The 22,043-nt window shown below is 36.7% G+C and carries 17 protein-coding genes; 7 read left to right on the top strand and 10 right to left on the bottom strand.

The window, feature by feature from the left end; translation table 11 throughout:
* Nucleotides 1-191: 191 nt before the first annotated feature.
* Nucleotides 192-2,642: a DUF748 domain-containing protein gene (locus H4J62_RS09795; RefSeq protein ID WP_182214988.1), complete on the top strand. Its 2,451-nt coding sequence runs from the start codon at nt 192-194 to the stop codon at nt 2,640-2,642.
* Between the two features lie 169 nt (nt 2,643-2,811).
* Here the strand turns inward: H4J62_RS09795 and H4J62_RS09790 are convergent, their stop codons facing one another.
* Nucleotides 2,812-3,453 (bottom strand): LiaF domain-containing protein, encoded by a 642-nt coding sequence (locus H4J62_RS09790; protein ID WP_070376125.1) that lies wholly within the window; start codon nt 3,451-3,453, stop codon nt 2,812-2,814.
* 185 nt (nt 3,454-3,638) lie between these two features.
* Nucleotides 3,639-4,412, bottom strand: a complete 774-nt coding sequence (locus H4J62_RS09785; RefSeq protein WP_182214989.1) for an ABC transporter substrate-binding protein — start codon at nt 4,410-4,412, stop codon at nt 3,639-3,641.
* 154 nt (nt 4,413-4,566) lie between these two features.
* On the opposite strand from H4J62_RS09785, the gene H4J62_RS09780 reads away from it, so the two are divergent.
* The 3 genes from H4J62_RS09780 to H4J62_RS09770 all read left to right on the top strand — a co-directional run bounded on the left by H4J62_RS09780 (nt 4,567) and on the right by H4J62_RS09770 (nt 7,935).
* A complete protein-coding gene (locus H4J62_RS09780) occupies nt 4,567-4,884 on the top strand; it encodes a DUF2956 domain-containing protein (RefSeq protein WP_182214991.1) in 318 nt (105 codons plus the stop codon).
* A 226-nt stretch (nt 4,885-5,110) separates the two neighbouring features.
* Complete coding sequence (locus tag H4J62_RS09775) at nt 5,111-6,982, top strand: GNAT family N-acetyltransferase (protein ID WP_070376122.1); 1,872 nt, start codon at nt 5,111-5,113, stop codon at nt 6,980-6,982.
* A complete protein-coding gene (locus H4J62_RS09770; protein WP_182231335.1) occupies nt 6,979-7,935 on the top strand; it encodes a histone deacetylase family protein in 957 nt (318 codons plus the stop codon). Before H4J62_RS09775 ends, H4J62_RS09770 begins: the two co-directional genes overlap by 4 nt.
* A 68-nt stretch (nt 7,936-8,003) precedes the next feature.
* Here H4J62_RS09770 and H4J62_RS09765 read toward each other — a convergent pair whose 3' ends face one another.
* From H4J62_RS09765 to yegD, 5 genes are all read right to left on the bottom strand, one after another.
* A complete protein-coding gene (locus H4J62_RS09765; RefSeq protein WP_182214995.1) occupies nt 8,004-8,954 on the bottom strand; it encodes a DUF808 domain-containing protein in 951 nt (316 codons plus the stop codon).
* A 214-nt stretch (nt 8,955-9,168) separates the two neighbouring features.
* On the bottom strand, nt 9,169-9,507 hold the full coding sequence (hpf, locus tag H4J62_RS09760; RefSeq protein ID WP_070377205.1) for a ribosome hibernation-promoting factor, HPF/YfiA family: 339 nt from the start codon (nt 9,505-9,507) through the stop codon (nt 9,169-9,171).
* 125 nt (nt 9,508-9,632) lie between these two features.
* On the bottom strand, nt 9,633-9,977 hold the full coding sequence (locus H4J62_RS09755; RefSeq protein ID WP_070376120.1) for a YajD family HNH nuclease: 345 nt from the start codon (nt 9,975-9,977) through the stop codon (nt 9,633-9,635).
* A 111-nt stretch (nt 9,978-10,088) separates the two neighbouring features.
* The gene (locus tag H4J62_RS09750; RefSeq protein WP_182171239.1) at nt 10,089-10,766 is read right to left on the bottom strand and encodes a hypothetical protein; all 678 of its coding nucleotides are present in this window, start codon (nt 10,764-10,766) and stop codon (nt 10,089-10,091) included.
* A gap of 101 nt (nt 10,767-10,867) precedes the next feature.
* On the bottom strand, nt 10,868-12,226 hold the full coding sequence (gene yegD, locus H4J62_RS09745; RefSeq protein ID WP_182214996.1) for a molecular chaperone: 1,359 nt from the start codon (nt 12,224-12,226) through the stop codon (nt 10,868-10,870).
* Between the two features lie 588 nt (nt 12,227-12,814).
* Here yegD and H4J62_RS09740 point away from each other — a divergent pair.
* The 3 genes from H4J62_RS09740 (at nt 12,815) to H4J62_RS09730 (ending at nt 15,771) form a co-directional block, all read left to right on the top strand.
* A complete protein-coding gene (locus tag H4J62_RS09740; protein ID WP_182214998.1) occupies nt 12,815-13,927 on the top strand; it encodes a DUF3083 family protein in 1,113 nt (370 codons plus the stop codon).
* 137 nt (nt 13,928-14,064) lie between these two features.
* Nucleotides 14,065-15,030: a 23S rRNA (adenine(1618)-N(6))-methyltransferase RlmF gene (rlmF, locus tag H4J62_RS09735; protein ID WP_182215000.1), complete on the top strand. Its 966-nt coding sequence runs from the start codon at nt 14,065-14,067 to the stop codon at nt 15,028-15,030.
* 18 nt (nt 15,031-15,048) lie between these two features.
* Nucleotides 15,049-15,771, top strand: a complete 723-nt coding sequence (locus tag H4J62_RS09730; RefSeq protein WP_182215002.1) for a tRNA (adenine(22)-N(1))-methyltransferase TrmK — start codon at nt 15,049-15,051, stop codon at nt 15,769-15,771.
* 157 nt (nt 15,772-15,928) lie between these two features.
* Here the strand turns inward: H4J62_RS09730 and hppD are convergent, their stop codons facing one another.
* The 3 genes from hppD to H4J62_RS09715 all read right to left on the bottom strand — a co-directional run bounded on the left by hppD (nt 15,929) and on the right by H4J62_RS09715 (nt 21,968).
* On the bottom strand, nt 15,929-16,984 hold the full coding sequence (hppD, locus tag H4J62_RS09725) for a 4-hydroxyphenylpyruvate dioxygenase (protein ID WP_070376113.1): 1,056 nt from the start codon (nt 16,982-16,984) through the stop codon (nt 15,929-15,931).
* A gap of 279 nt (nt 16,985-17,263) precedes the next feature.
* Nucleotides 17,264-19,066, bottom strand: coding sequence for a DEAD/DEAH box helicase (locus H4J62_RS09720; protein ID WP_070376112.1), 1,803 nt, complete (start codon nt 19,064-19,066; stop codon nt 17,264-17,266).
* Between the two features lie 499 nt (nt 19,067-19,565).
* Nucleotides 19,566-21,968 (bottom strand): ATP-binding protein, encoded by a 2,403-nt coding sequence (locus tag H4J62_RS09715; RefSeq protein WP_182215003.1) that lies wholly within the window; start codon nt 21,966-21,968, stop codon nt 19,566-19,568.
* Between the last annotated feature and the right edge of the window lie 75 nt (nt 21,969-22,043).

Here is a 22,043-nt window from a genome sequence, read left to right as displayed (position 1 = left end):
TGGATTACTGGCAAGATCCCAACCATAAGACTAGACAGTCGATAAAAAAGTCAATAACCTACTCACATTTACAATATTATTGCCGTTAAGCATCATTTGTGTAACAAGAACATGATGCAAAAGTATTAAAGATCCGCTTCATTTAATGAATAATAATTTTAATAACAACAGCTCCCTAAATTAGGAAAACTATGTCTTCTTCGATAAAAACCTTAGCTAAAGTAATTAAGTTTGTCGGCTTATTTATTATTGCTCTTTTGCTAATTATCTGGCTCTCTTCACCATTTGTTAGTCGACATTACCTAACTAAATACCTTAATGAGCAGCAGCTCACCCTAGCTGATAAAACAACCATACGTTATAACCCTTTTTGGTCGAATTTAAATATACGAGAACTAGAGATAGTCAGCGTAGAAAATAGCGATAAGCCCCTTATATCGTTAAAGTCTTTAAACGTTACGGTGAGTTTATTTAAACTATTAACTGATACTTTGTATGTTTCAGAGTTTGCTATTGATGGCTTATATCTAGATGTTAATTTAAATGGTGAGGCACCGGTTATTGGTGGCTTTGTTATTGCCAATAATTCAAACGATACTAAAACATCCGTCGAAACACCTACAGCACAAACAACAGATTTAGCAAAAAATCCAAATAATGAGGTCGCCAATAATTATCAAGTTTCATTACCCTATTTTAGCCTTTCCAATGCTATTTTTAATCTAGGTATTGAACAAAGCCAACAAGAATTTATCATTAATTCACTTGTTATAAAAAATGTACTTGCCTCGACAAAAACACAACAAGCAGAGCTTGTACTTAATGCTTTAATTAATAAGGCCCCTTTGTTTTTAAAATTAAATGCCGATTTCACTTCAGAACAGCGTAAAATAAGCTCTGAAATAACCTTGTCTGAATTAGCACTCACCCCATTACAGCCGCTGTTAACCGCTAATAGTCCCGAGCAAGAACCACTAACAATGCAGGGTTCTATCAGTCTTAATAGCAAGCAGTCAATTTCTCTGTCGACTGCTGTCACCGACATTAACGTTGAAACCTTTGAGTTAAAAACAACTGACTTTAAAGCGACACAAAAAAACAAAACGCTTGCACTTAATATTTTCCCACTAACTTTAGAAAACTTTTCTATTGCGCTTGTTAATGAACAAGCGCCTAAAATAACCGGCACCGCTTCACTAAACATTAATGATTTAAAGGCCTATGAAGGTGAAGGCGCGCAACTATTAGCTAAAATATCAGCAATAAAACTTGATGATATTGCGGTGACTACAACAGAGTCATTAATAACTGCTAATATCAAAAATCTGATTATTGAGCAAAGTCTATTTGCTGAAAATACCACAGATGATTTTCCCCCTTTAGCCCAATTCAAAAACCTAAGTATTAATGATGTAATTGTCTCTCAGCAAGGTCTATTCATCGATACGATTAACCTATTAGGTTTAACTATTGATACCAACTTAGACAAAGAAAAAAATATTACTGGCTTACCCACTTCACCAAAAGATCAACCGCCGGTTGCCGAGCCGCTAGCCAAAACAATTAATTCACCAAAAACCATTGAGGGTGAAGCAGAAAGCGAAGAAAGCTTATTTTTATTGTCACTTAATTCTTTTTCATTTGGTGATAGCGCCGGTATTACTTTTATTGATCGCAGCACAAGTCCTTATTACAAAAGAGCATTTAACATCACAACGTTTAACGCTGGCCCTTTTGATAACCAAAAGCCACAGCAAGAAAGTAATTTTATCTTAACCGGTAACAGTGATAAATACGCCAATTTCAACTTATCTGCCGTTGCTAAACCTTTTAGTAAAAAAGATTATTATAAATTGAATGGTTTCTTCAAAGAGGTCAGCTTGCCTTCATTATCGACTTATATTGCGCAAGCACTTAACTACGAACTTAAAAGCGGTCAGCTTGATGTCGATCTAGATGTAACCGTTGATGATAAAAAAATTGCTGGCAAGACCAAGTTATTTTTAAGAGGTGTGGAGCTAGGTGCAGCAAACGATCATGAAACAGGCACAGTGAAAAGCCAAACATCGATACCTTTTAACATTGCCTTAGGGATGTTAAAAGATGGTGATGGCAACGTAGAGCTAGATATTCCGTTGAAAGGTAGCACTGATGATCCTTCTTTTGGCATGAGTGGTTTTATTAATTTACTGGTAAAAAAAGCAACGATGTCTGCTGCTAAAGAATATTTGATCACTACCTTTGTGCCTTACGCCAATGTAGTTACTGTTGCTATGTCTGCGGGTGATTACTTATTAAAAGTTCGTTTTAATGATTTAAACTTTCCAATAAAAGAAACACAATTAACGGCTCAACAAAGCCAATTTTTGGCTCAATTTTCAGCCCTGATGACAGATAAGCTCGATACACAATTAACCTTGTGTGCTATTGCAACACCAGAAGACATTGATAAACCGTTAGGGACTAAGATTACCGACATAGATGATATAAAACAATTGGCTGAAATTTCTGGGCAGCGCCTTGAGGCTTTTAAAGATTATATGGTAAAAGAACACGGCATCGCCTCTTCTAGGCTGTTACTTTGCTCACCAAAAATAGACTCTACTAAGGGTGCTAAACCAAGAATTACCTTTACAGACTAACTATTTTATTAGCGAATAAAAAAACGCTGACACGTAATGTGCCAGCGTTTTTATTTATCTATTAGGAGATTATCGCAAGTGCCTTTATTAAACGTTTCTCTACCAAAATTAAATTTACTTTCCTTGAGGAATAAAGCCGTTAATTTAGCGTTGAAAAACATCATCTAGGCTAATAAAATATATCTTTTAACCCATTAGCAAAAGCGGTGAAACGTTCTTTTAAGGTACGTTTCAGCTTGATATCTAGTGCACCAAATAAAACTAAACCTTCAACATATATTGTTGGTGCATCAATATAATCAGTTGATGGCGCTTTATTGTCAATGCCACCAAAAATACAAAAAGCTTTCGAAACAACTTTAACATTTTCAGGTACGAATATATCAATTCCGCCAAACAAACAAAAAACTTTCACCGTAACTTCACGCTGAGTAAAAATAGCCTCACTAAAGTCAATATCACAACCACCAAAGACACTTATTGATTTAATTTCTTTAGCGACTCGCCATTCACCACTGCGGCCACTTCCGCTAAAGATATTAATAAGTAAATCACTGTCATCTGTTGGCGTTGAAGAATAATTAAAGCGAAAGTCTTCTTTTTTCTTCTCGATATATTCTTCGTCAACTTTTAAGTCTAAATCAGCAACAAGTGAAACAAGGTCTTCATTAGATTCAAAAGCCATTGCTTGATCTAATCGCCTTTCAAAAGCTTCATGTGAAAGTTCACCGTGACTATAGTTCATCACTAATTGGTCAACCACCTCTTCTCTTACTTTGTCGGTAGGTCTATCTGCAATGTTAACGGCCATATTATTATTCCTTTAAACAGTTAAAATATTATTAAAATGAAAGCAATAAACAGACCATTAATAATAATGTTAAATTACAACACCCTACATATCCACGGTAATAAATAGACAGATAAAACATGATGATTTAGTATTTTTAACCAATATCCATGTAATTCAACCAACCCATCAAGCAATAACAAGGTTTATTCTTTACAGTCATGGCCAAATTTTGCTGCTAACTCATCATAGGATATATTAAGTCTATTTATCAAATCGGAGGAGGTATTAAGGCTACTCGCTAAATATAAATTACGCGTTAAGTAATCAATAGGAAAAATAGGTTCTATCTTGTCCGCATAGGGTGAATTGCTTTCAATGAGCGATGCAAAGTATGTTGATGAGAGAACGACCAACTCAACACGGTCGAAGGCTAACATTTGAATAAAATTATCGTTATTATATGAAATGGATAGATTTTTTTCAGGTTCAAAACCTAGTCTTAATAAATACTCGGCTGAAGCTTGCCCTTTTTGTGCAGCAATAAGATAATTTTTTGCTTCTGCTAATGAATTAACTTGAATATCAGGCCTAGTTTTTAAGCGATAAAATGAAAATTCTATCGAACATAATGGTGCTACCCACCGAAATAAAGACTCCCTCTCTTGTGTCCTTAACAGCGAAAATATAAAAATATTGGGTTGCGTTAACGCTAGTTGATAAGCCCGTGCCCACGGATATATCTTTATCTGATAATCAATAGAGGAATGATGAAAGAGCAATTTTACTTTATCAGCAGACAGCCCACTAAGCTCACCATTTTCATTGATAACTTGGTAAGGTGGATAAATTTCAGATACAACCTGAATGCCAGGTGACTCCTGCTTGAAGGTTTTTACTTGATTTTCATTAGATGCGTAACTATCGACATTAATAAAGATAAGTAAGACAAGTAATTCTCTTTTAAATAATAAGGTCATACAATTAAAAAATCTTCATTCAAAGTTCAACAAATACCTTCGCTGGCATACGCATGGTTTATCACTTTTTAAAAGTTAAGATAAGCCTTGCTCAACAGGTGAGGTTCTTATAGATTCATCCTTATGATATTAATATTAGACGATAATAAATAAAATGTTAGATAAACACTCTCCTGAAGTACAAGAACAAGCAATAAAAATAGCTAAAAGCATACAAAAGCCTAAACAAACGAAGGAGCAGACTAAACTTATTGCCCAAGGTATTGAGAAAGGTATTGCTGAATATAAGAAGCAGCAGAGTAAAAGATCTCGCATACGTGATAAGGCCAAAAAATCATTACTGAGAGAAAAGAACAATCAAGAAAAAAGCACTGAAGCTTGCCCTCAAGAGATACCACCTAAAAGGGCACTTTACTTACCTTGGTTGCTTTTAGTCATCAGCTGGATTGGTTTTATTCTTTTCAGTCAATGATGATAAATAAATTGATTACTTTTATAACCAAAAAGTATCTATCTCAATGTTAAAACCCTTTAATTTTTATTTAAGTATAAACAACAAAATATTCACACGTTAAGACTAAGGTATAAGACCATAGACAATAACGTTACGTTATACTCAATTGCCTTGATTTTAATCAATAAAGCCTTTAGCTGTTGCGGCATACTTTATTTATCATCATTAATGAGAGTCACTTACTATGTCATTATTCGACCAAGATAAGAAAACAGTAAAATGGGAACAATTCTTAAAATCAGGTAATCGCATTTTCATTGGCTCTAATGCCGCTGTACCAAACGCCTTAATCGACGATTTAATTGCCAACAGTGCAAAATTGCATGACATTGAAACGGTTCATATATTAACGCTTTCAGATAATAAGTGGGCAACACCTGAGCACAAAGATTTATTCAAAGTAAATGCGCTATTTATTGGTGGTAAAAATATTCGCGAAGCCATCGCAGAAGGCAGAGCTGACTATACACCGAGCTTTATTTCTGATATTCCCCGTTTATTTCGTGAAAATGTTTTACCACTTGATGCGGCATTAATTATGGTTAGTCCGCCAGATGAATATGGTTATTGTTCACTTGGCGTGAGCGTAGACATAGTGTCGTCGGCAGTAAAATCAGCAAAATATGTTATTGCACAAATCAATTCAAAAATGCCACGAACGAATGGACATAGTTTTGTTCATGTTAATCAAATTCATGCTTGGTTAGAGGCAGATCAAACTCTTCCTGTTTTAGCACAACCGAGTATTGACCGAGTGGCAGAGCAAGTAGGTCAATATGTTTCTATGCTCATTGAAGATGGCTCAACCCTGCAAATAGGTATAGGAAAAATTCCTGAAGCGGTCTTACGCTATTTAGCGAACCATAAAGATTTAGGTATTCATAGTGAGATGATCTCTGATGGCGTAATCGACTTAATACGTTCGGGTGTTATTAACAACCGTAAAAAGACCTTCCACAAAGGAAAAGCCGTGTTAACTTTTTGTATGGGAACGCAGCGACTCTACGATTTTGTTGATGGTAACCCCCATGTTGAATTCTATCCTTCAGAGCATGTTAACTCTCCGGTAAATATTGCTAAAAATGATAATATGGTTTCTATTAATAGCGCTATAGAAGTAGATTTGACTGGTCAGGTCGTTTCAGATTCTATTGGTTATCAATTTTATAGTGGTATTGGTGGTCAAGTCGATTTTGTACGTGGCGCGTCATTGAGTAAAGGTGGTAAACCCATTATTGCGCTGCCCTCGACAACTAAAGATGGAAAAACCTCTCGTATTGTTGCCCATATTACCGAAGGTGGTGGTGTGGTCACTTCTCGCGGTCATGTCTCTTATGTTGTTACTGAATATGGCATTGCTTCATTATTAGGGAAAAGTATCCGTGAACGAGCATTAGAACTTATTCGTATTGCTCATCCAAAATTTCGCGAGCAACTTTTAAAAGATGTCAGGAAAAACTATTGGGTGCCAGAATATCAAGAGAGCTCGCCAACCTCAGTACCTGAATTAGGCGAAATAGAACTCAAAAAATTTACCTTTGAAGACATTAATTATTATTTACGCCCCTTAGCTCCCGCTGACGAACGTCGTTTACAGGAGTTTTTCTATTCGCATACCAAAGAAACCTTGATCATGCGTTATAACCATCATGCCACACAAATGACCCGTGAAAACGCTTGTAAGTTAGTCAGTGTCGACCAACATAAAGATTTAGCCTTGTGCTTTACTCAGCGCACTAATTTAGCTGATGTTATCCATGCCGTTGGTCGCTACTACTTCATCGAAAGTCATAATTGTGGTGAAGTAGCTTTCGTTATCAGCGAGCATAAACGTGGTAAAGGAATGGCAAAAACCTTATTAGATGAAATAATAAAAATTGCTACCCTACGTAAGCTAGACAAGCTCATTGCCTGTGTAAGACGAGATAATGCGCCAATGTTAAAGGTCTTTGAAAAAGCAGGATTTCTTCGGAAATATTCTGAAGAGATGGACGAACTCAATTTAGAATTACAATTAACAGCATCAACAATAGCAGAAATAGAGGAACAATCATGACAGTAGGTGTAATTGGTCATCATAAATGTAATGGGCACAGTATGGGGGATTATCATCCAGAAAGCCCAAAAAGACTGGGGGCGATTCAAGATCAGTTGATCCGCAGTGGTCTTGAATATGTTATCCGCCAATATGATGCTACACCTATCGACCGAGATCTCATTTCACTTGCTCACGATGATAAGTATATCCAATATATTTTTGATAATGCTCCAAAAAAAAGCGATCAAGATGCCATTTTTCGCCTTGATGATGATACCAGCATGAATGCTGATACCTTACCAGCTGCCTTATTATCGGCTGGTGCAGCGATTAATGCCGTTGATTTAGTGATGGATAAAACCTTAACGGCCGCTTTTTGTGCTACGCGCCCTCCTGGGCATCATGCTGAATATGATAAAGGTATGGGGTTTTGTTTTTTTAATAATATTGCTATCGCAGCCGCTTACGCAAAGAAAAAATATAAACTAGAACGTGTCGCGATCGTAGATTTTGACGTACATCATGGTAATGGCACCGAAGATATTATTAAAAGAGCCACCGCTAATGGCAAAGAACAAGGTTACTTATTTTGTTCAAGCTACCAGTACCCTTTTTATCCTTTTGAAATGCAAGAAAGTGATACGCCACCTATTATCAACACCCCCTTACCTGCCACTTGCAAAGGCCCTGAGTTTAGAGCGGCGATAAGTAAGCATTGGTTGCCGGCTTTAGAGAAATTTAAACCGCAAATTATTTTCATTTCTGCTGGTTTTGACGCTCATATCGAAGATGAAATGTCGCAAATTAGCCTGACTGAGTGTGATTACCGTTGGGTAACGGATGAACTTAAGACCATTGCTGATAAGTACAGCGAAGGTCGAATAATATCAATGCTTGAAGGGGGCTATGCTTTAAGTGCTTTAGGACGAAGTGTCGTTGAACATATGAAAGGTTTAATCAGTAATCAGTAATCAGTAATCAAGCATGTAGCTGAATATTTTTAAACATCAGCTACATTAAACTAACCACAGAAAACATATTAATGGGCTTTTTTAAGTGACTTTACTAATGTTACGACTAATAACACTAAGCCTCCGGCAATAATACCTATGATACCTTCGGTTAATATCGGTACTATAATTTCAGCGATCGCCCCAAAAGTGTTCGCCGGAAATTCAACCAGATGATGTACCTGCTTATGCAACCATGAAAAACTATGGACCAAAATACCACCGCCTACCAAGAACATTGCAATAGTACCAACCACTGTCAGCGTTTTCATTAATGCCGGGGCAAAAATAAGTAAACCGCGCCCTAAAGCTCGTTGAATGGCATTAAAGCGCCCCGAAACAGACTTTCTTAATAAGTATAAGCCTAAGTCGTCAAGTTTAACGATAGCGGCAACAAGCCCATAAACACCAAAGGTTATTGCTAGGGCAAGTCCAGAAACGACCGCAACTTGAACTTCAAAGGCAGCCTCTTGAACTGTGCCTAAAGCAATAACAACAATTTCTGCTGATAATATAAAATCAGTGCGGATGGCACCTTTAATTTTTTTCTCTTCAAAGGCGACTAAATCTACGTTTTCATCGGCTAAAGCTAACAACTTTTTTTGATGTGCCTCTTTTTGATCTTGAGATGAATTATCATTATGTTGGAAGAATTTATGGAAGACCTTTTCAAAACCTTCAAAGCATAAAAACAGCCCGCCAATAACAAGCAAGAGAGTAATTAAGGGCGGCGCAAAAGCACTAATAACTAAAGCGGTAGGCACAATGATAAGTTTGTTTAACAGCGACCCTTTAGCAACAGCCCAAACTACCGGTAATTCACGTTCAGCTTTAACTCCTGAGACCTGCTCAGCATTCAGTGCTAAATCATCCCCTAATACGCCAGCTGTTTTCTTTGCTGCGACTTTTGATAAGATAGCGACATCATCAAGTACTGTTGCAATATCATCGAGTAAGGTTAATAAACTTGATCCGGCCAATGGTTTCTCCCTGTTTACGCTGCCAGTTATAGACATCATCGTTATTTACCATCCACAATGGAAGGTCTAAATTTGTCGGCAGCTAAAATAACGTGCAACAAGCACTATTGCAGCAAAGACTAGGATGCCTAAAGCTGTTATCAACATTTTCCTGAACATAAAAAAGGCTGCTCATAGCAACCTTTGTTAAGATAATAAACTAATTCGATTACATTTATTCCACAGGTAAAAATGCATCTGATTGTTCAACTTCATATTTTTTATGTAATTTTGCAGCTAAGACACCTTTGCGGTGAGCGAGGGCTGCTTCCATCTTTTTAGCGGCACTTGCAATAGCAGCGTACAACTCTTTTCCTGATGCCGTTACGGAGATCTCATTACCTTCATAGTGAGTAGAAACTTCTAATTTTTGTTGATGAGGCTCGACGGTAATAATTGCGCTAATAGAAGTGAGACTTGGGTAATGCTTAGCAACTTTTTTAAACTTGTCCTCAATTGACTGCTGGATACCTTCAGTAATTTCAACATGGTGACCGGAAATATTTATTTTCATAATGTTACCTTTTACTAAGAGAAAATTGTCTTCACTTAATATACTCGGGGTTATCTCGGTAAAACACAATGGTAATTTTGTAAAAAAATGAAAAAAAATTGTAACCATATTGAAATATAAATAAATTATTTCTTAAGCATTGATTTCAAGTCAGCAAATGGATTATAGGTTGCCGTATCTTGATTAGTATCACCGGCAATAACTTCTGTTTTATATTTAGCGTGATCTGTATATTTAGCGTGCTCGTTATCGTGACAGTAAATACATAACAGTTCCCAATTACTTCCATCATTTGGATTATTAGTATGGTCGTGATCAACATGATGCACAGTTAACTCCATAAGGTTTGAATAAACAAACTCACGAGCACAGCGGCCACAGACCCAAGGAAATAATTTGAGGGCACGGTCACGATAACCCTTTTCTTTGGCTTTGTAATTGAGGCTTGCGCCTAAGGTATCAGAGGACATAATTAAGCAATATGAAAGTAAACATAAACCATTGTAAAATGCTGCTTAAATATGTTCAATGTCTATTTCAATTCAATTCAATCAAGATAACGCTTCAAAGGCTTAACGCATTTAAATGACTTCAATCTTATATTCAATATCCTGCATCATATGTCCATGTACCGAATTATCATGATGGTACTGGGCATTAAACTTTAACGTATGAACACCTTTAGCTAAGGGGCGCAACATTAACCAATAGCCATCAGTAGCAGAAGGATAAACTTTTTCTGTTGCTTGTGTTTTCGCAAGTAATGCGTGTAAATCAAAACACTCTTTTGATTTTATTCGATTATTACGGATATTGGGAATAGATTGGCCATCGAGTTCAGCATAAACAAAATACAACTCTCCATTGTTTAATGCCGCTTCTTGTTTTACTTCATCACAGGTTTTACTGACATTTTGTTCTGGCCAATACGCCATATTAATAATAGGAAAGAAGATATGTTTACCATAAGGAATAATGCAATGCCGCTTTATTTTCGAGGTGCCATAACCACCGGCTAAAAACCAAACATTCCCTTTTTGATTAACACCGCAAAACTCTCCCGTACTATCACGCACCGGAGAGCTTCTATCACTCATTGTTTGGGTCCATTGCCACCAAGTATTCGCATATTGATCAAGTGATTTACCGGCAATGCTCTCATTAACGCCAACAACTATCGGTTGATAATTATTAGCTAAGCCACTGAAGGTGAAAAAACTATAAATAAAACAAATAAAACTTAATGTTTTAATACACATATCAATTCCTTTTTAAATGTAAAACCAGTCACAACTCCACAGTATTGTTTTTAACATTGTTGACACTACTATTACAAGATAATTGCAGTGAAATAATCATGCTATTGAAATACTTTTTCAGCCCAGCGCGCTAAGCCAACGGTTACACTGCCAAAGTGATCGCCAGCAATCACCGGCGTATTTGGCATTTGCTCACGTAAAAATTGGTTTAACACCGGTGACTTTGCTGAGCCTCCAGTAACAAAAATCACATCAGGTTGGCAATTAGCTTGCACCACACATTCATTCATCAATTGAGCAATTTGCTTCAATTGTGAAGAGCTTGCTTTCAACATCAAGGCACGATTAACTTCTACTTTTAAATTATCAGCTAATTCATCTAGGTATATTGGCTGAGAGTCTTGTTCGGTTAAGCCTATTTTTGCTTGCTCTGCACCATTAACAATAAGATGACTTAATTTTTGCTGGTGAACCTTTAACAAACGTGAGAATACCTCAGGCTGTTTAGCATCGCGTTGCAGCGTTTGCAAATAACGATAATTGGCTTGACTGTAAAAATTAGTTTGCTCGTTAATATTATTAATGGCCACAGCTTGATTAAAACTATTAACAGGCATAGGTTTACCCGTTTTTAACGTATCATTCATCCCTAGGCTTGGCATTATTCCCTTGAGCGCTAATTGAATATCGAAATCATTACCACCAATACGAACACCGGTGTGCGCAAGCAAGTGTTGCTCTCTTGAAGTACTGCTTTTAAATTGTGGTCCCATCAATAACATTGAGCAATCAGTAGTACCACCACCTATATCAACAACCAAAACTTTCGTTTCTTCTTGCAAACTTGCTTCATATTCAAAACCAGCGGCAACTGGCTCATATTGAAATTCTACACTCTTATAACCGACGCGTTTAGCTGCATTAGTTAATATCGTTAACGCTTGACGATTACTTTCTTCACCTTTTAAGCCTTGAAAATTAATCGGTCTGCCAATAACAGTCTGCGTTATTTCTTTTTGCTGGTTTTCTTCAGCCAATGTTTTTATGTTGCTCATCATTGCAGCAACAATATCTTCAAACAAGTTAATTTGGCTATCAACCAAACCACTCGCCCCTAAAAAGGATTTTGGTGACTTAATGTAATAACCTTCTTCAGGATCTTCTAAGTATAGATTCAGCGCCGCTTGGCCAAACGATAATTCACTAGGGATGCCATCGAGCTTTAGCTCTCGTAATACATTCTGACCCCTTTGTAACGGACCAACTCGTTGTTGTTTGAACAGGAGCTGTTGCTCTTCACTTAATTGTTGACATAACCAATGAGAAATAATGTCTCGACTTGGTGCGTATAGTGTTGAAGGAATATACTTACCATGTTCGCCTAAAGATAATATCTTCGGCTGGCCACTTTCCATTACTGCGACAGCACAATTTGAAGTACCGTAATCAAAACCTATCATTGTTTATTTATACCACTGAGTCTAAAAGGGGTCGCGTAGCATACTGGGCAAGTGAATAATTTTCAACTCATTAATAAATTTCAGTGATGTAATCGGTTTAATAACGCAGGTATTTACATTTTATTCAGTTGGTACCAATGACATTAAATAATAATCTTCAGTACAATTAAAAATAACTTTATTTATCTAATACTTTTGTTTAAAAACGCCTTAGTTAATTAACTGTCTCTTTTGAACATGATTATTACGACTATCAAAATATATTTTTCTCAGTGGATATAAATGTGCCACACCGTATGTTTTACCCACTAAGTCCTGCGCATTAGGTGCTCATTTGCAAAATGCGCTACTTAATAAAAAAAATGAGCTTAATAGTACATTTACTTTTTAGTATTTTCATCGGGGTATGCTCTAATAATAAAATGGCTATTAGTTCACTAACTTGCTGATATTTATTTACCCTCGAAAATTTTTAAACGTGAGGATAAAGTGATCATACTCCAAATTTTTGTTTTAGATCATGTGAATACAGACGCTTCTTGTTATAATGCCTTTAAGATTTATGACTCTATTTAATAAGGAAATAAAATGCCTATCTCACGTTCTCGTAATAATCAGCATAAAGTATACATTCCGTCATCTGCGCGTACTAATCACTACTTGTTAGTTAAATTCCCACTGACTGACGAGTTAATCAGCCTAAATAATCAATTAATTGATCGAACTAGTGAGCAGCCCTACCAGCGTCTATATCAACATTTAGCTGACAGTTTCTTTGACGTGAATAATAAATTAGACATAGAAAGTGGACAATTTATTGCTAACGGAAAATTTGCTCGTATCCGTTATAGCCCAGAAAAATTAACCGTACAAACTGATGAAGAAATTCTTTTTTTGTACAGTCCACGCAACCATTACAGCCAAAACACTTACATTAATGGCAAAAAGCGCGTGCGAGTTATTACACTGGTATTTTTAGCTAATGGTGACGATGTTCGCCAAACCTCAGCAGAGTTTCATAAGAATGTTCTGCTCGCTTTAAATGAGTTTATTGACGTTAACCACATTAATAAATCAACAGTAAGAGTCTGTGATCACCAACATTTTACTTATGATTTATTCTCTAAAGATAAAGGCGTTACGGGTACACAAACCCATAAATTACGTACTTTAAAAAATCGCTATGCCGCTGATGATATTAGCTTGCCAGACAAAAGAGATGTACTTACTTATGTAGTGGCTGATTTACCTATTAACCGCCGCATCAAAGAACTACTTAATATTGATAAATCAAAAGAGCAACCTTATCAACCACTCTATGATTTAATCAGCCATGCTTTTATTGAGTCGGCTAATAAGCAACATTTATTCGAAGGTGCTATTTTAGCTAATGGTTTAATACCTATCGTCAGAAGTCGTTTGGAAGAAAAGCATAAAGCTGCAGGTGAGTTACAAAAATTAAGCTTCAACCCATTTGAACCTAATAATAACTTCACCTTACATTTTGCTGGCGATTGCTTAGTTGATTCCATACAATTTGTTATCATAGCAACAGAAGATCATAAAACGAGTCAAGGCTATGGTAAATTCCTTAATTTAGCTGAACAAGCACTGCGTTCAACTGCTGAAAAACTAGGCTATGTTAATTCGAAAGAAGAATTAGTCATCCGTTTACACCAGCACCTAGGTTATGACCTTTAAACCATTCAAGTAAAGATGATGCTATTGACGTTTGTCGTATAACCTTTATATACGACAAACTTATCATTTATTATCATGTGGCATGGCTATAAAGGAAATGTTAAAATGTTAGGGATATTTATTTGTAGAGAAAATTCGTGCCATTAAAACAAAACCTTCATCCAAGCAACCGCCATAACAACGGTTATGATTTTTTAGCACTGTGCCAGTCGTTACCGACATTAAAACCCTTTGTTCATACCAATAAATATCAGAACTTATCTATTGATTTTGCCAATGCAAAGGCGGTAAAAGCACTTAATCAGGCATTATTGAAATATCACTATCAAGTAAATCAATGGGATATACCTACGGGGTATTTATGTCCACCTATCCCTGGCAGAGTCGACTATATTCATTATCTTGCTGATTTATTAGCAATATCACTCCCTGCAAATTCAACCTTAAAGGAAAGCAAAGTATCAGTGCTTGATATAGGCGCTGGGGCAAGTTGTATTTATGCTATTTTAGGTCAACGTGAATATCAATGGCAGTTTACTTGCACCGATATAGATCCGACGTCCATTAAAGTTGCCAAGCAAATAATCTCTGCTGACAAGTCGTTTAAAAAATCGATTACTTGTCGCTTACAGCCGAATTCATCACAAATATTTAATGGCATCATTGAAGAAGATGATCGCTTTGAATTAACCATGTGTAACCCTCCTTTTCATCGTTCATTGGCTGAGGCAACAAAAGGGTCAGCTCGGAAAGTCAAAAATTTAGCGGCAAATAAAAAAACGTTCAACCCCTCGCTAACAACCAGTCCCAGTGTACCGTTAAATTTTGGCGGTCAAAATGCGGAATTATGGTGCGAAGGTGGCGAGCTTGCCTTTATTAATCAGATGATAAAAGAAAGTAAATCTATCCAAAAACAAGTGCTATGGTTTACCTGCTTAGTGTCAAAAAAAGACCACATTAGCCAACTAAAGCAGACGCTTAATAAGTCGAAAGCCAAACAAATAAAAGTTATAGATATGGCGCAAGGACAAAAAATCAGTCGTTTTATTGCTTGGAGTTTTCTCGATGAAAGCCAGCAAAAAAATTGGTTTAATTTGGTTTAATTTGGTTTAAGCACGCAGATGAGAAACATTAGTCAACGATTGCAAAAAATAGATAATATGGTCAGTACTCACTATCAAAGCATTTGGGATTGTTGCTGTGATCATGGTTTACTGGGACTAACATTATTAAAGCGCCAAACAGCTGACACCGTGCATTTTGTCGATATTGTTCCCTCATTAACCACGCATCTTGAATCATTATTACAAAAGCACTTTAGTGCAGACGACTATATTCAAGCTTGGCAGGTCCATTGTATTGATGTCGCAAAGCTACCGTTGGCAATACAAGATAAACAGTTAGTTATTATTGCTGGCGTTGGTGGAGAGCTACTCATTAGTTTTATTGAAAGTATCATCACTAATTTTCAGCAAAACTCGCTCGTTCCCCCAACAAGCGAAATAGAGTTTATCGTTTGCCCCGTGCATTACAACTACCCTGTAAGACAAACCCTAATAGCTCATAATTTTATTTTACTGGATGAATGTATCGTTACTGAAAACAAACGTTGCTATGAAATTATCCATGTCAAAAAACAGTTTGGTGCATCTGCCGACATTGATAACCCTTTAAATAAAATATCACCTACCGGTGATAAAATGTGGGATTTGTCGATTAAATCACATCAACAATATTTAGCGAAAACCATTGGCCATTATAAGCGTATGTTACTGGCCGCAAAAGATAATGAGAAACAAACGATTAACCGTATTATTGAACAATACTCTTCCCTTACAACCTAGCTAAGAAAACCTTAAAATAAATCTTGATTGATTTGTATTACATCTAAGTTTATTCTTTAAAAATCAAGCAACTAAGCCAATTAAACAAACGAAAAATAGCAACAAAAAAGGCCTGCATAAGCAGACCTTTGATCATTATACCGCTAATTTATAAAAATTAAACGGTACCTTTTTCCATTTGGTTAAGCTCAATAGATTTAAACAAAGCGGTAAAATTGCCTTCTCCAAAACCTTGGTCGTCAACACGCTGAATCATTTCGATAAAGATTGGACCAAAAATATTTTTAGTGAAAATTTGTAATAAATACGAGTTTTCTTTTTGGCTATCGACAAGAATTTGATGATCTTGAATGCGTTTATGATCTTCTTTAACCCAAGGAATGCGTTTAAATACGTCATCATAATACTCAGGGACGATATCAAGGGTATCAATAATATTTTTATCTAACTTGTCTAAAGAACCAACTAAGTCATCACTGATAAAGGCTAAATGCTGAACACCAGGACCGTTATACTCATCTAAGTACTCATCGATTTGGTTATTCTTCTTACCCTTACCTTCATTAATTGGTAAGCAGAAAGTGCCACAAGGCGATGCTAACGCGTATGAAATTAGTGCAGTTTTCTCACCTTTAATATCAAAGTAGCGCACATCGGTAAAGCCAAAAATATCTTTATAGAAATTAGCCCAATGCTCCATCGTACCTTGATGAACATTGTTCGTTAAATGATCAACACGTAAAAAACCTTTATCTTCGTTAATAACCGGAGCGTCAATCGCTTCAAAGTCATCTTCGTAGATAGAACCCGGATTAGTCGTTGATGCTGCAAACTTCTCAATAAAATAAATTAAACTGTCACCAATACCAAAAATAGCTGGATAGGGTAATTTGTTGTCTTCGTTAGCCGCAGATTTAGCACCACGCTTAATCGCTTCTTCAAAAGCAAAATCAGCATCGTCTACACGCCAGCCCATAGAGCAAATAGCAGGACCATGGCTTTTAGCAAATTCTTTTGAAAAGCCTGCTTTTTCATTGTTTAATAAAAAATGAATATCATTTTGATTAAAGTAATCGATATCACGACCTTTAAACTTTTTCGTTTTTGAAAAACCAAAACCATAAAAAGCGTTTTCCATAAAATCTGAATCGGGTGTCGCATATTCAGTGAATTCTATACCACGAAGGTTAAGTGGATTTTTTACATCAGTCATGTTTATCTCTCTTAAAGAATCAATGGGTGCATTATTACTAGGTTTTCAATGAAGAGATAGCGCAAAGCAAATCTAATAAAACATCGCAGCGTAACAGAAAATGTACGTGCTATCTGTGCGGAATGTATTCGACGTCGAGACAAGCCATATAGTGCTTAGCCAACAGCTGTTCAGTTATGTTTACATGACTAATTAACGCTAAAGTATTCATGCTTTTTGGTAAATTACAGGCATAAAAAAAGGTACGATATACGTACCTTTTTATTATTTATGTATCGACTAGCTAGGACGATTAGAACGCTCTTGACGTTTACGAGGACGATCAGTTGTTGGTGTTGATTCAACCGTTTTAACATCTGAAACCGTAATTTCTAATGATTGACGACGAATTTTAACACGCTTTAATTGCTCAAATGATTTCTCTGGCATGCCTTTTGGTAACTGAACATAAGTATGTTTATCATGTAAGTTAATTGCACCAATGTAGCTACTATCTAACGAAATTTCGTTAGCGATTGCGCCAACGATATCACCAGGACGTGCACCATGCTCTTTACCTACTTCTAAACGGTATGTCTGCCAATCAACGTCGGTACGGTTAACTTTAACTTTACGAGGAGCACGTTCGCCACCACGCTCAGCGCCACGTTCACCACCACGTTCATTTCTGCCGCCACGACTTTCGTTACGACCACCACGCTCACTTCTAGAATCACGGTCACTACGCTCACGCGTTTCACGACGAGGCTTAGGATCTTCTTTTGGTTGTAATGGCTGGTTTAATTGTTTTTGGAACAATAAAGCTGCAGCTAAATCAGTCATAGAAAGCTCTGATTCATTGGCCATTGCTTCAACAATTTCACGCATGTTTACTAAATCTTTATCTGCAACAATTTGTGCCATTTCAACACGTGTACGTTCAATACGTTTTTTACCAATTTCTTCAATATTTGGTAATTCATAAGTGTTAATAACACCTGAAGTTAAACGTTCGTAATGACGTAGAGAGTGCATTTCGCGAGGACGAACAAATGCAATTGACATACCTTCACGACCTGCACGACCTGTACGACCGATACGGTGAACATAAGCTTCATTGTCGCCTGGTAAATCATAGTTAACCACTAATGAAATACGTGGAATATCTAAACCACGAGCAACAACATCAGTTGCCACTAATATAGATGACTTACCTGATTTCATTTGTTCGATACAACGTTCACGCTGTGCTTGGTTCATGTCGCCGTTTAAAGCTAATGCTGGGTAACCAGCTCGCTCTAATTGTTCTGCAACTTCTACCGTGTCGCTACGAGTACGTACGAAAACTATCATCGCATCGTAATCAACGATTTCAGCTATACGCTCTAAAGCGGTAATTTTACGAATGCCACTAACTTTCCAAGCAAATTGAGAAATATTTGCTTTTGACTGTTTAACAGCAGCAATTTTAATATGTTCTGGATCTTTTAAGAAACGGTTAGCAATTTTACGAATTGCTGGTGGCATAGTTGCAGAGAACAAAGCCATTTGCGTCGTTTCTGGTAAATGGTCAAGTATCCACTGAATGTCTTCAAGGAAACCCATGTTAAGCATTTCATCAGCTTCATCAAGTACACAAAAAGATAAGTTACCTAGTTTTAGACTCTTACGACGTAAGTGATCCATTAAACGACCAGGTGTGCCAACAACAACTTGAGCGCCACGCTCTAATTGTTGAAATTGTGGCTGGTATGATTGACCACCGTATAAAGTAGCAACCAATAAACCTTTCATATTTTTACCGAAGCTTTCAATTGCTTCAGCAACTTGCATCGCTAATTCACGTGTTGGTGCTAACACCATTAACTGTGGCTTTTTCAATGAAACATCAATTTTAGCCAATGCAGGTAAACCAAAGGCAGCAGTTTTACCTGTACCTGTTTGTGCTTCACCTAAAACATCTTTACCCGCTAATAATGGCGGAATAGTTTTTGCTTGAATATCAGTTGAGTTTTCGAAACCGATAGATTTTACAGCAGATAATAAAGTTTCAGGCAAGCCTAAAGAGTCAAAGCTCACAGGAGCATCGTTAGAAGTAGTCATAAATTTTGTCTTCTCTTGTGGCGGAATAGGTTAAAAGTAACCAAAACATTCCGCGTTATATACGAGGAAACCACCAGGAAGACTTAAGGCACGTTCACTAAAGAACATAGGGCTAATAAAGAATATTAGCTAAGAAGTCTATTGGGCGGAAAACCCCACTCATTTCGTATAACCAGTGTGAAAGAAAATATTCAAGTCAGAATCACTGTTATCGAGGCGCGCATTATACTGACATTTATTTATTATTCAAGGTATATAAATCATTTTGTTCAAAAAACAATCAGAAAAATGTATTTAATACCAATAAAGATAAATAACAGGGGTAATGAGATTGGCCGTGAAAAAGAAACGGCTATGGTTAAATTACAAATACTGACAAGTAATCCTCTGTGGCCTGAGCTATATCGGTCATTTTATGTAGACATTGATATAAAAAAGGCCAGACGCTTATATATGCCTGACCTATATTAAAATCAGTTAAACGTAGATAATATTTTAATTACTCGTCAGCACCCGTTAACAAATCAGAAAAAAGTGAAAGTTTATTTAAAACTAAACCATGAATAGATTTTCTTGGGTAGCGCCCCGTTCGACTAATTTCTCCAGCGGGTTCATTCATCAGCAACTCTAATGCTTGATCAATGTCTTCAACAGCGTGAATGGCAAATTGGTTGTTTTTAACCGCTTCAATAACATCGTCCGCTAACATCAGATTATTAACATTGGTGCGCGGAATAATAACCCCTTGCTTTCCCGTTAAGCCTTCGTCTTTACATAAACGATAAAAACCTTCAATTTTTTCATTAACGCCACCAATTGATTGCACACCTCCGTGCTGATTAATCGAACCAGTAATGGCAAAGCCTTGTTTAATTGGCAGTAAAGAAATAGCAGAAATAAGCGCACAAAGTTCCGCCATAGACGCGCTGTCACCATCAATATGTCCGTAAGACTGTTCTATTGCAAGGTTGGCAGAAATTGACACTGGAAAACCTTGCCCGTATTTATGTCCTAAATACCCGGTTAATAACAGCACACCTTTGGAGTGAATAGACTTACCTAAGTCTACTTCTCTTTCTATATCGGTGACGCCTTCACTTCCCGCATAAACGGTTGCTGTGATGCGCGCAGGCGTTCCAAAAACACTGTCCCCTATTTCTAAGACAGTTAAACCATTTACTTTACCGATATGGTGCCCTTGGGTGTCAATCAATACTTGTTTTTCTTTTATTTCACCTAACCATGCCTCACTCATTCGGCCAGTTCTTCGCTGTTTAGCTGCAAGCGCTAAAGCAACATGGCTGGCAGTTAAATGACCTTTGTTGTCTGTTTTCTTCCACAAATAAAAAGCTTCATCAAGTAAGTCGTTTACTTGAACAATATTAGCCGAAATTTTATGTTGATGCTCTGCACGTCTCAATGCATAGCGCACTAGCTCTAACACAGCTTCATTACTGACATGTGGATAGTTGTATTTATGTGCACGCTGGCGAATCAAATGAGCGTAATCATTAAGATTTTCTTCGTTACTTTCAAGATACTGATCAAAGTCTGCTAAGACCCTAAATAATTCGGTGAACTCTTGATCATAGTCTTGCAACATGTAATAAATTTCGGGGTCGCCGAGCAATATCACTTTAACGTTTAATGGAATTTTTTCAGGTTGTAAGCTAAATGAGCCCGGTTGACTATATTCAGAGTAAGGATTTTCAATGGTAATTTCTTGTGATTTAAGCGCTAATTTTAAACGTGCCCAGACAAGGGGTTGATTGAGTAGCTTGTCTGCCTCTAAAATTAAATAACCGCCATTAGCCTTATGTAACGCTCCAGGTCTAATTAATCGATAACTGGTATAGGTGCTTCCTTGAAAGCTCGCGAAATCAACATGGCCAAATAAGTTTTGAAAAGTTGGGTTTTGCTCATATATAACAGGAGCGCCAGCATCAGGTTTTTGAGAAACGAGTAAATTAGGTAAAAATTGTTCAACCATAAGTTTACGCGCATCTTTATCGTTTCTGTTCTCAACACTTTCATCAACAAGAATTTCTAAAACAGTATCAACTACATGGGTTTTTACTTTTGACAAGTACTTTAACACGCCAATATTACTGGCAAACTCATGCTCTAATTCTTCTAGAAACGGCCGAATAGCTTGTTCTGCAGTCTCATTTTTTAATTTACGTAATTTATCAGATGAGATGCGTTTCCATTGTGGTAATTCAATCAATTTTTCAGAGAGGAAATTTTCTAATTTATCTAGCAACAGATAAAAATCAGCACGTTTACCTTCATCTAAACCGGCAAATTCTTTATCATTTAAAGGTTTTCCCTCAACCAGCGGTGAAAAACCAATCTCTCCATTTTCTTCAAACAATAAAACATTATCTTTTAAAGCACTTTCTTCGACTTCAGCGATGGCTTGATCATATTTTTTATTAAATGCGCGATCAACCGCCGACTTTTGTCGTTGATAACTTGGGTTATCAAAAATCTCAGGAAATAAGTCTAATAATTCATCAATAAAAGTATTGATACGTGCCAATAATTGTTTACCATCTCCGGGACTTAAATAGAGGTTGTGCGGTGCATGAACATCATCAAAATTATTGATATAACACCATTCATAAGGTGTTTCTTGATTGCCAGCGGTTGTCGCTAACATTTGTTTAATTAAGGTTTGTCTACCCGTACCATGCTCTCCCATAGCAAAAACATTAAAACCGGGAGCCTCCATAGACAAACCAAATTCAAGCGCCTCTTTAGCGCGAGCATGACCGATAATAATTTGCTCTACATCAGGAGTGACTTCAGCATTAGAAAACTGCTCAGCAGATAATTGAGCAGTTAATTTTTCAACAGGTAACCGAGTAATTGAAGAAGTTAACTTAACGGATGAAGGCATGCAATATCTCACTGATAACGCTTAAAAAACAAGCGTATAATAATTAATAAATTTAATACTGCCAGTGTACCCTCA

This window comes from Colwellia sp. BRX8-5 (assembly GCF_014077325.1).
Classification (GTDB): domain Bacteria; phylum Pseudomonadota; class Gammaproteobacteria; order Enterobacterales; family Alteromonadaceae; genus Colwellia_A.
Note: the sequence above shows the minus strand (reverse complement) of the source record. Positions and strands in the feature narration are given on the sequence as shown.

Coding starts and splice junctions, on each gene's coding strand:
- H4J62_RS09795 (WP_182214988.1), top strand. CDS start 192: ATGTCTTCTTCGATAAAAACCTTAGCTAAAGTAATTAAGTTTGTCGGC.
- H4J62_RS09790 (WP_070376125.1), bottom strand. CDS start 3,453: ATGGCCGTTAACATTGCAGATAGACCTACCGACAAAGTAAGAGAAGAG.
- H4J62_RS09785 (WP_182214989.1), bottom strand. CDS start 4,412: ATGACCTTATTATTTAAAAGAGAATTACTTGTCTTACTTATCTTTATT.
- H4J62_RS09780 (WP_182214991.1), top strand. CDS start 4,567: ATGTTAGATAAACACTCTCCTGAAGTACAAGAACAAGCAATAAAAATA.
- H4J62_RS09775 (WP_070376122.1), top strand. CDS start 5,111: ATGTCATTATTCGACCAAGATAAGAAAACAGTAAAATGGGAACAATTC.
- H4J62_RS09770 (WP_182231335.1), top strand. CDS start 6,979: ATGACAGTAGGTGTAATTGGTCATCATAAATGTAATGGGCACAGTATG.
- hpf (WP_070377205.1), bottom strand. CDS start 9,507: ATGAAAATAAATATTTCCGGTCACCATGTTGAAATTACTGAAGGTATC.
- H4J62_RS09755 (WP_070376120.1), bottom strand. CDS start 9,977: ATGTCCTCTGATACCTTAGGCGCAAGCCTCAATTACAAAGCCAAAGAA.
- H4J62_RS09750 (WP_182171239.1), bottom strand. CDS start 10,766: ATGTGTATTAAAACATTAAGTTTTATTTGTTTTATTTATAGTTTTTTC.
- yegD (WP_182214996.1), bottom strand. CDS start 12,226: ATGATAGGTTTTGATTACGGTACTTCAAATTGTGCTGTCGCAGTAATG.
- H4J62_RS09740 (WP_182214998.1), top strand. CDS start 12,815: ATGCCTATCTCACGTTCTCGTAATAATCAGCATAAAGTATACATTCCG.
- H4J62_RS09730 (WP_182215002.1), top strand. CDS start 15,049: ATGAGAAACATTAGTCAACGATTGCAAAAAATAGATAATATGGTCAGT.
- hppD (WP_070376113.1), bottom strand. CDS start 16,984: ATGACTGATGTAAAAAATCCACTTAACCTTCGTGGTATAGAATTCACT.
- H4J62_RS09720 (WP_070376112.1), bottom strand. CDS start 19,066: ATGACTACTTCTAACGATGCTCCTGTGAGCTTTGACTCTTTAGGCTTG.
- H4J62_RS09715 (WP_182215003.1), bottom strand. CDS start 21,968: ATGCCTTCATCCGTTAAGTTAACTTCTTCAATTACTCGGTTACCTGTT.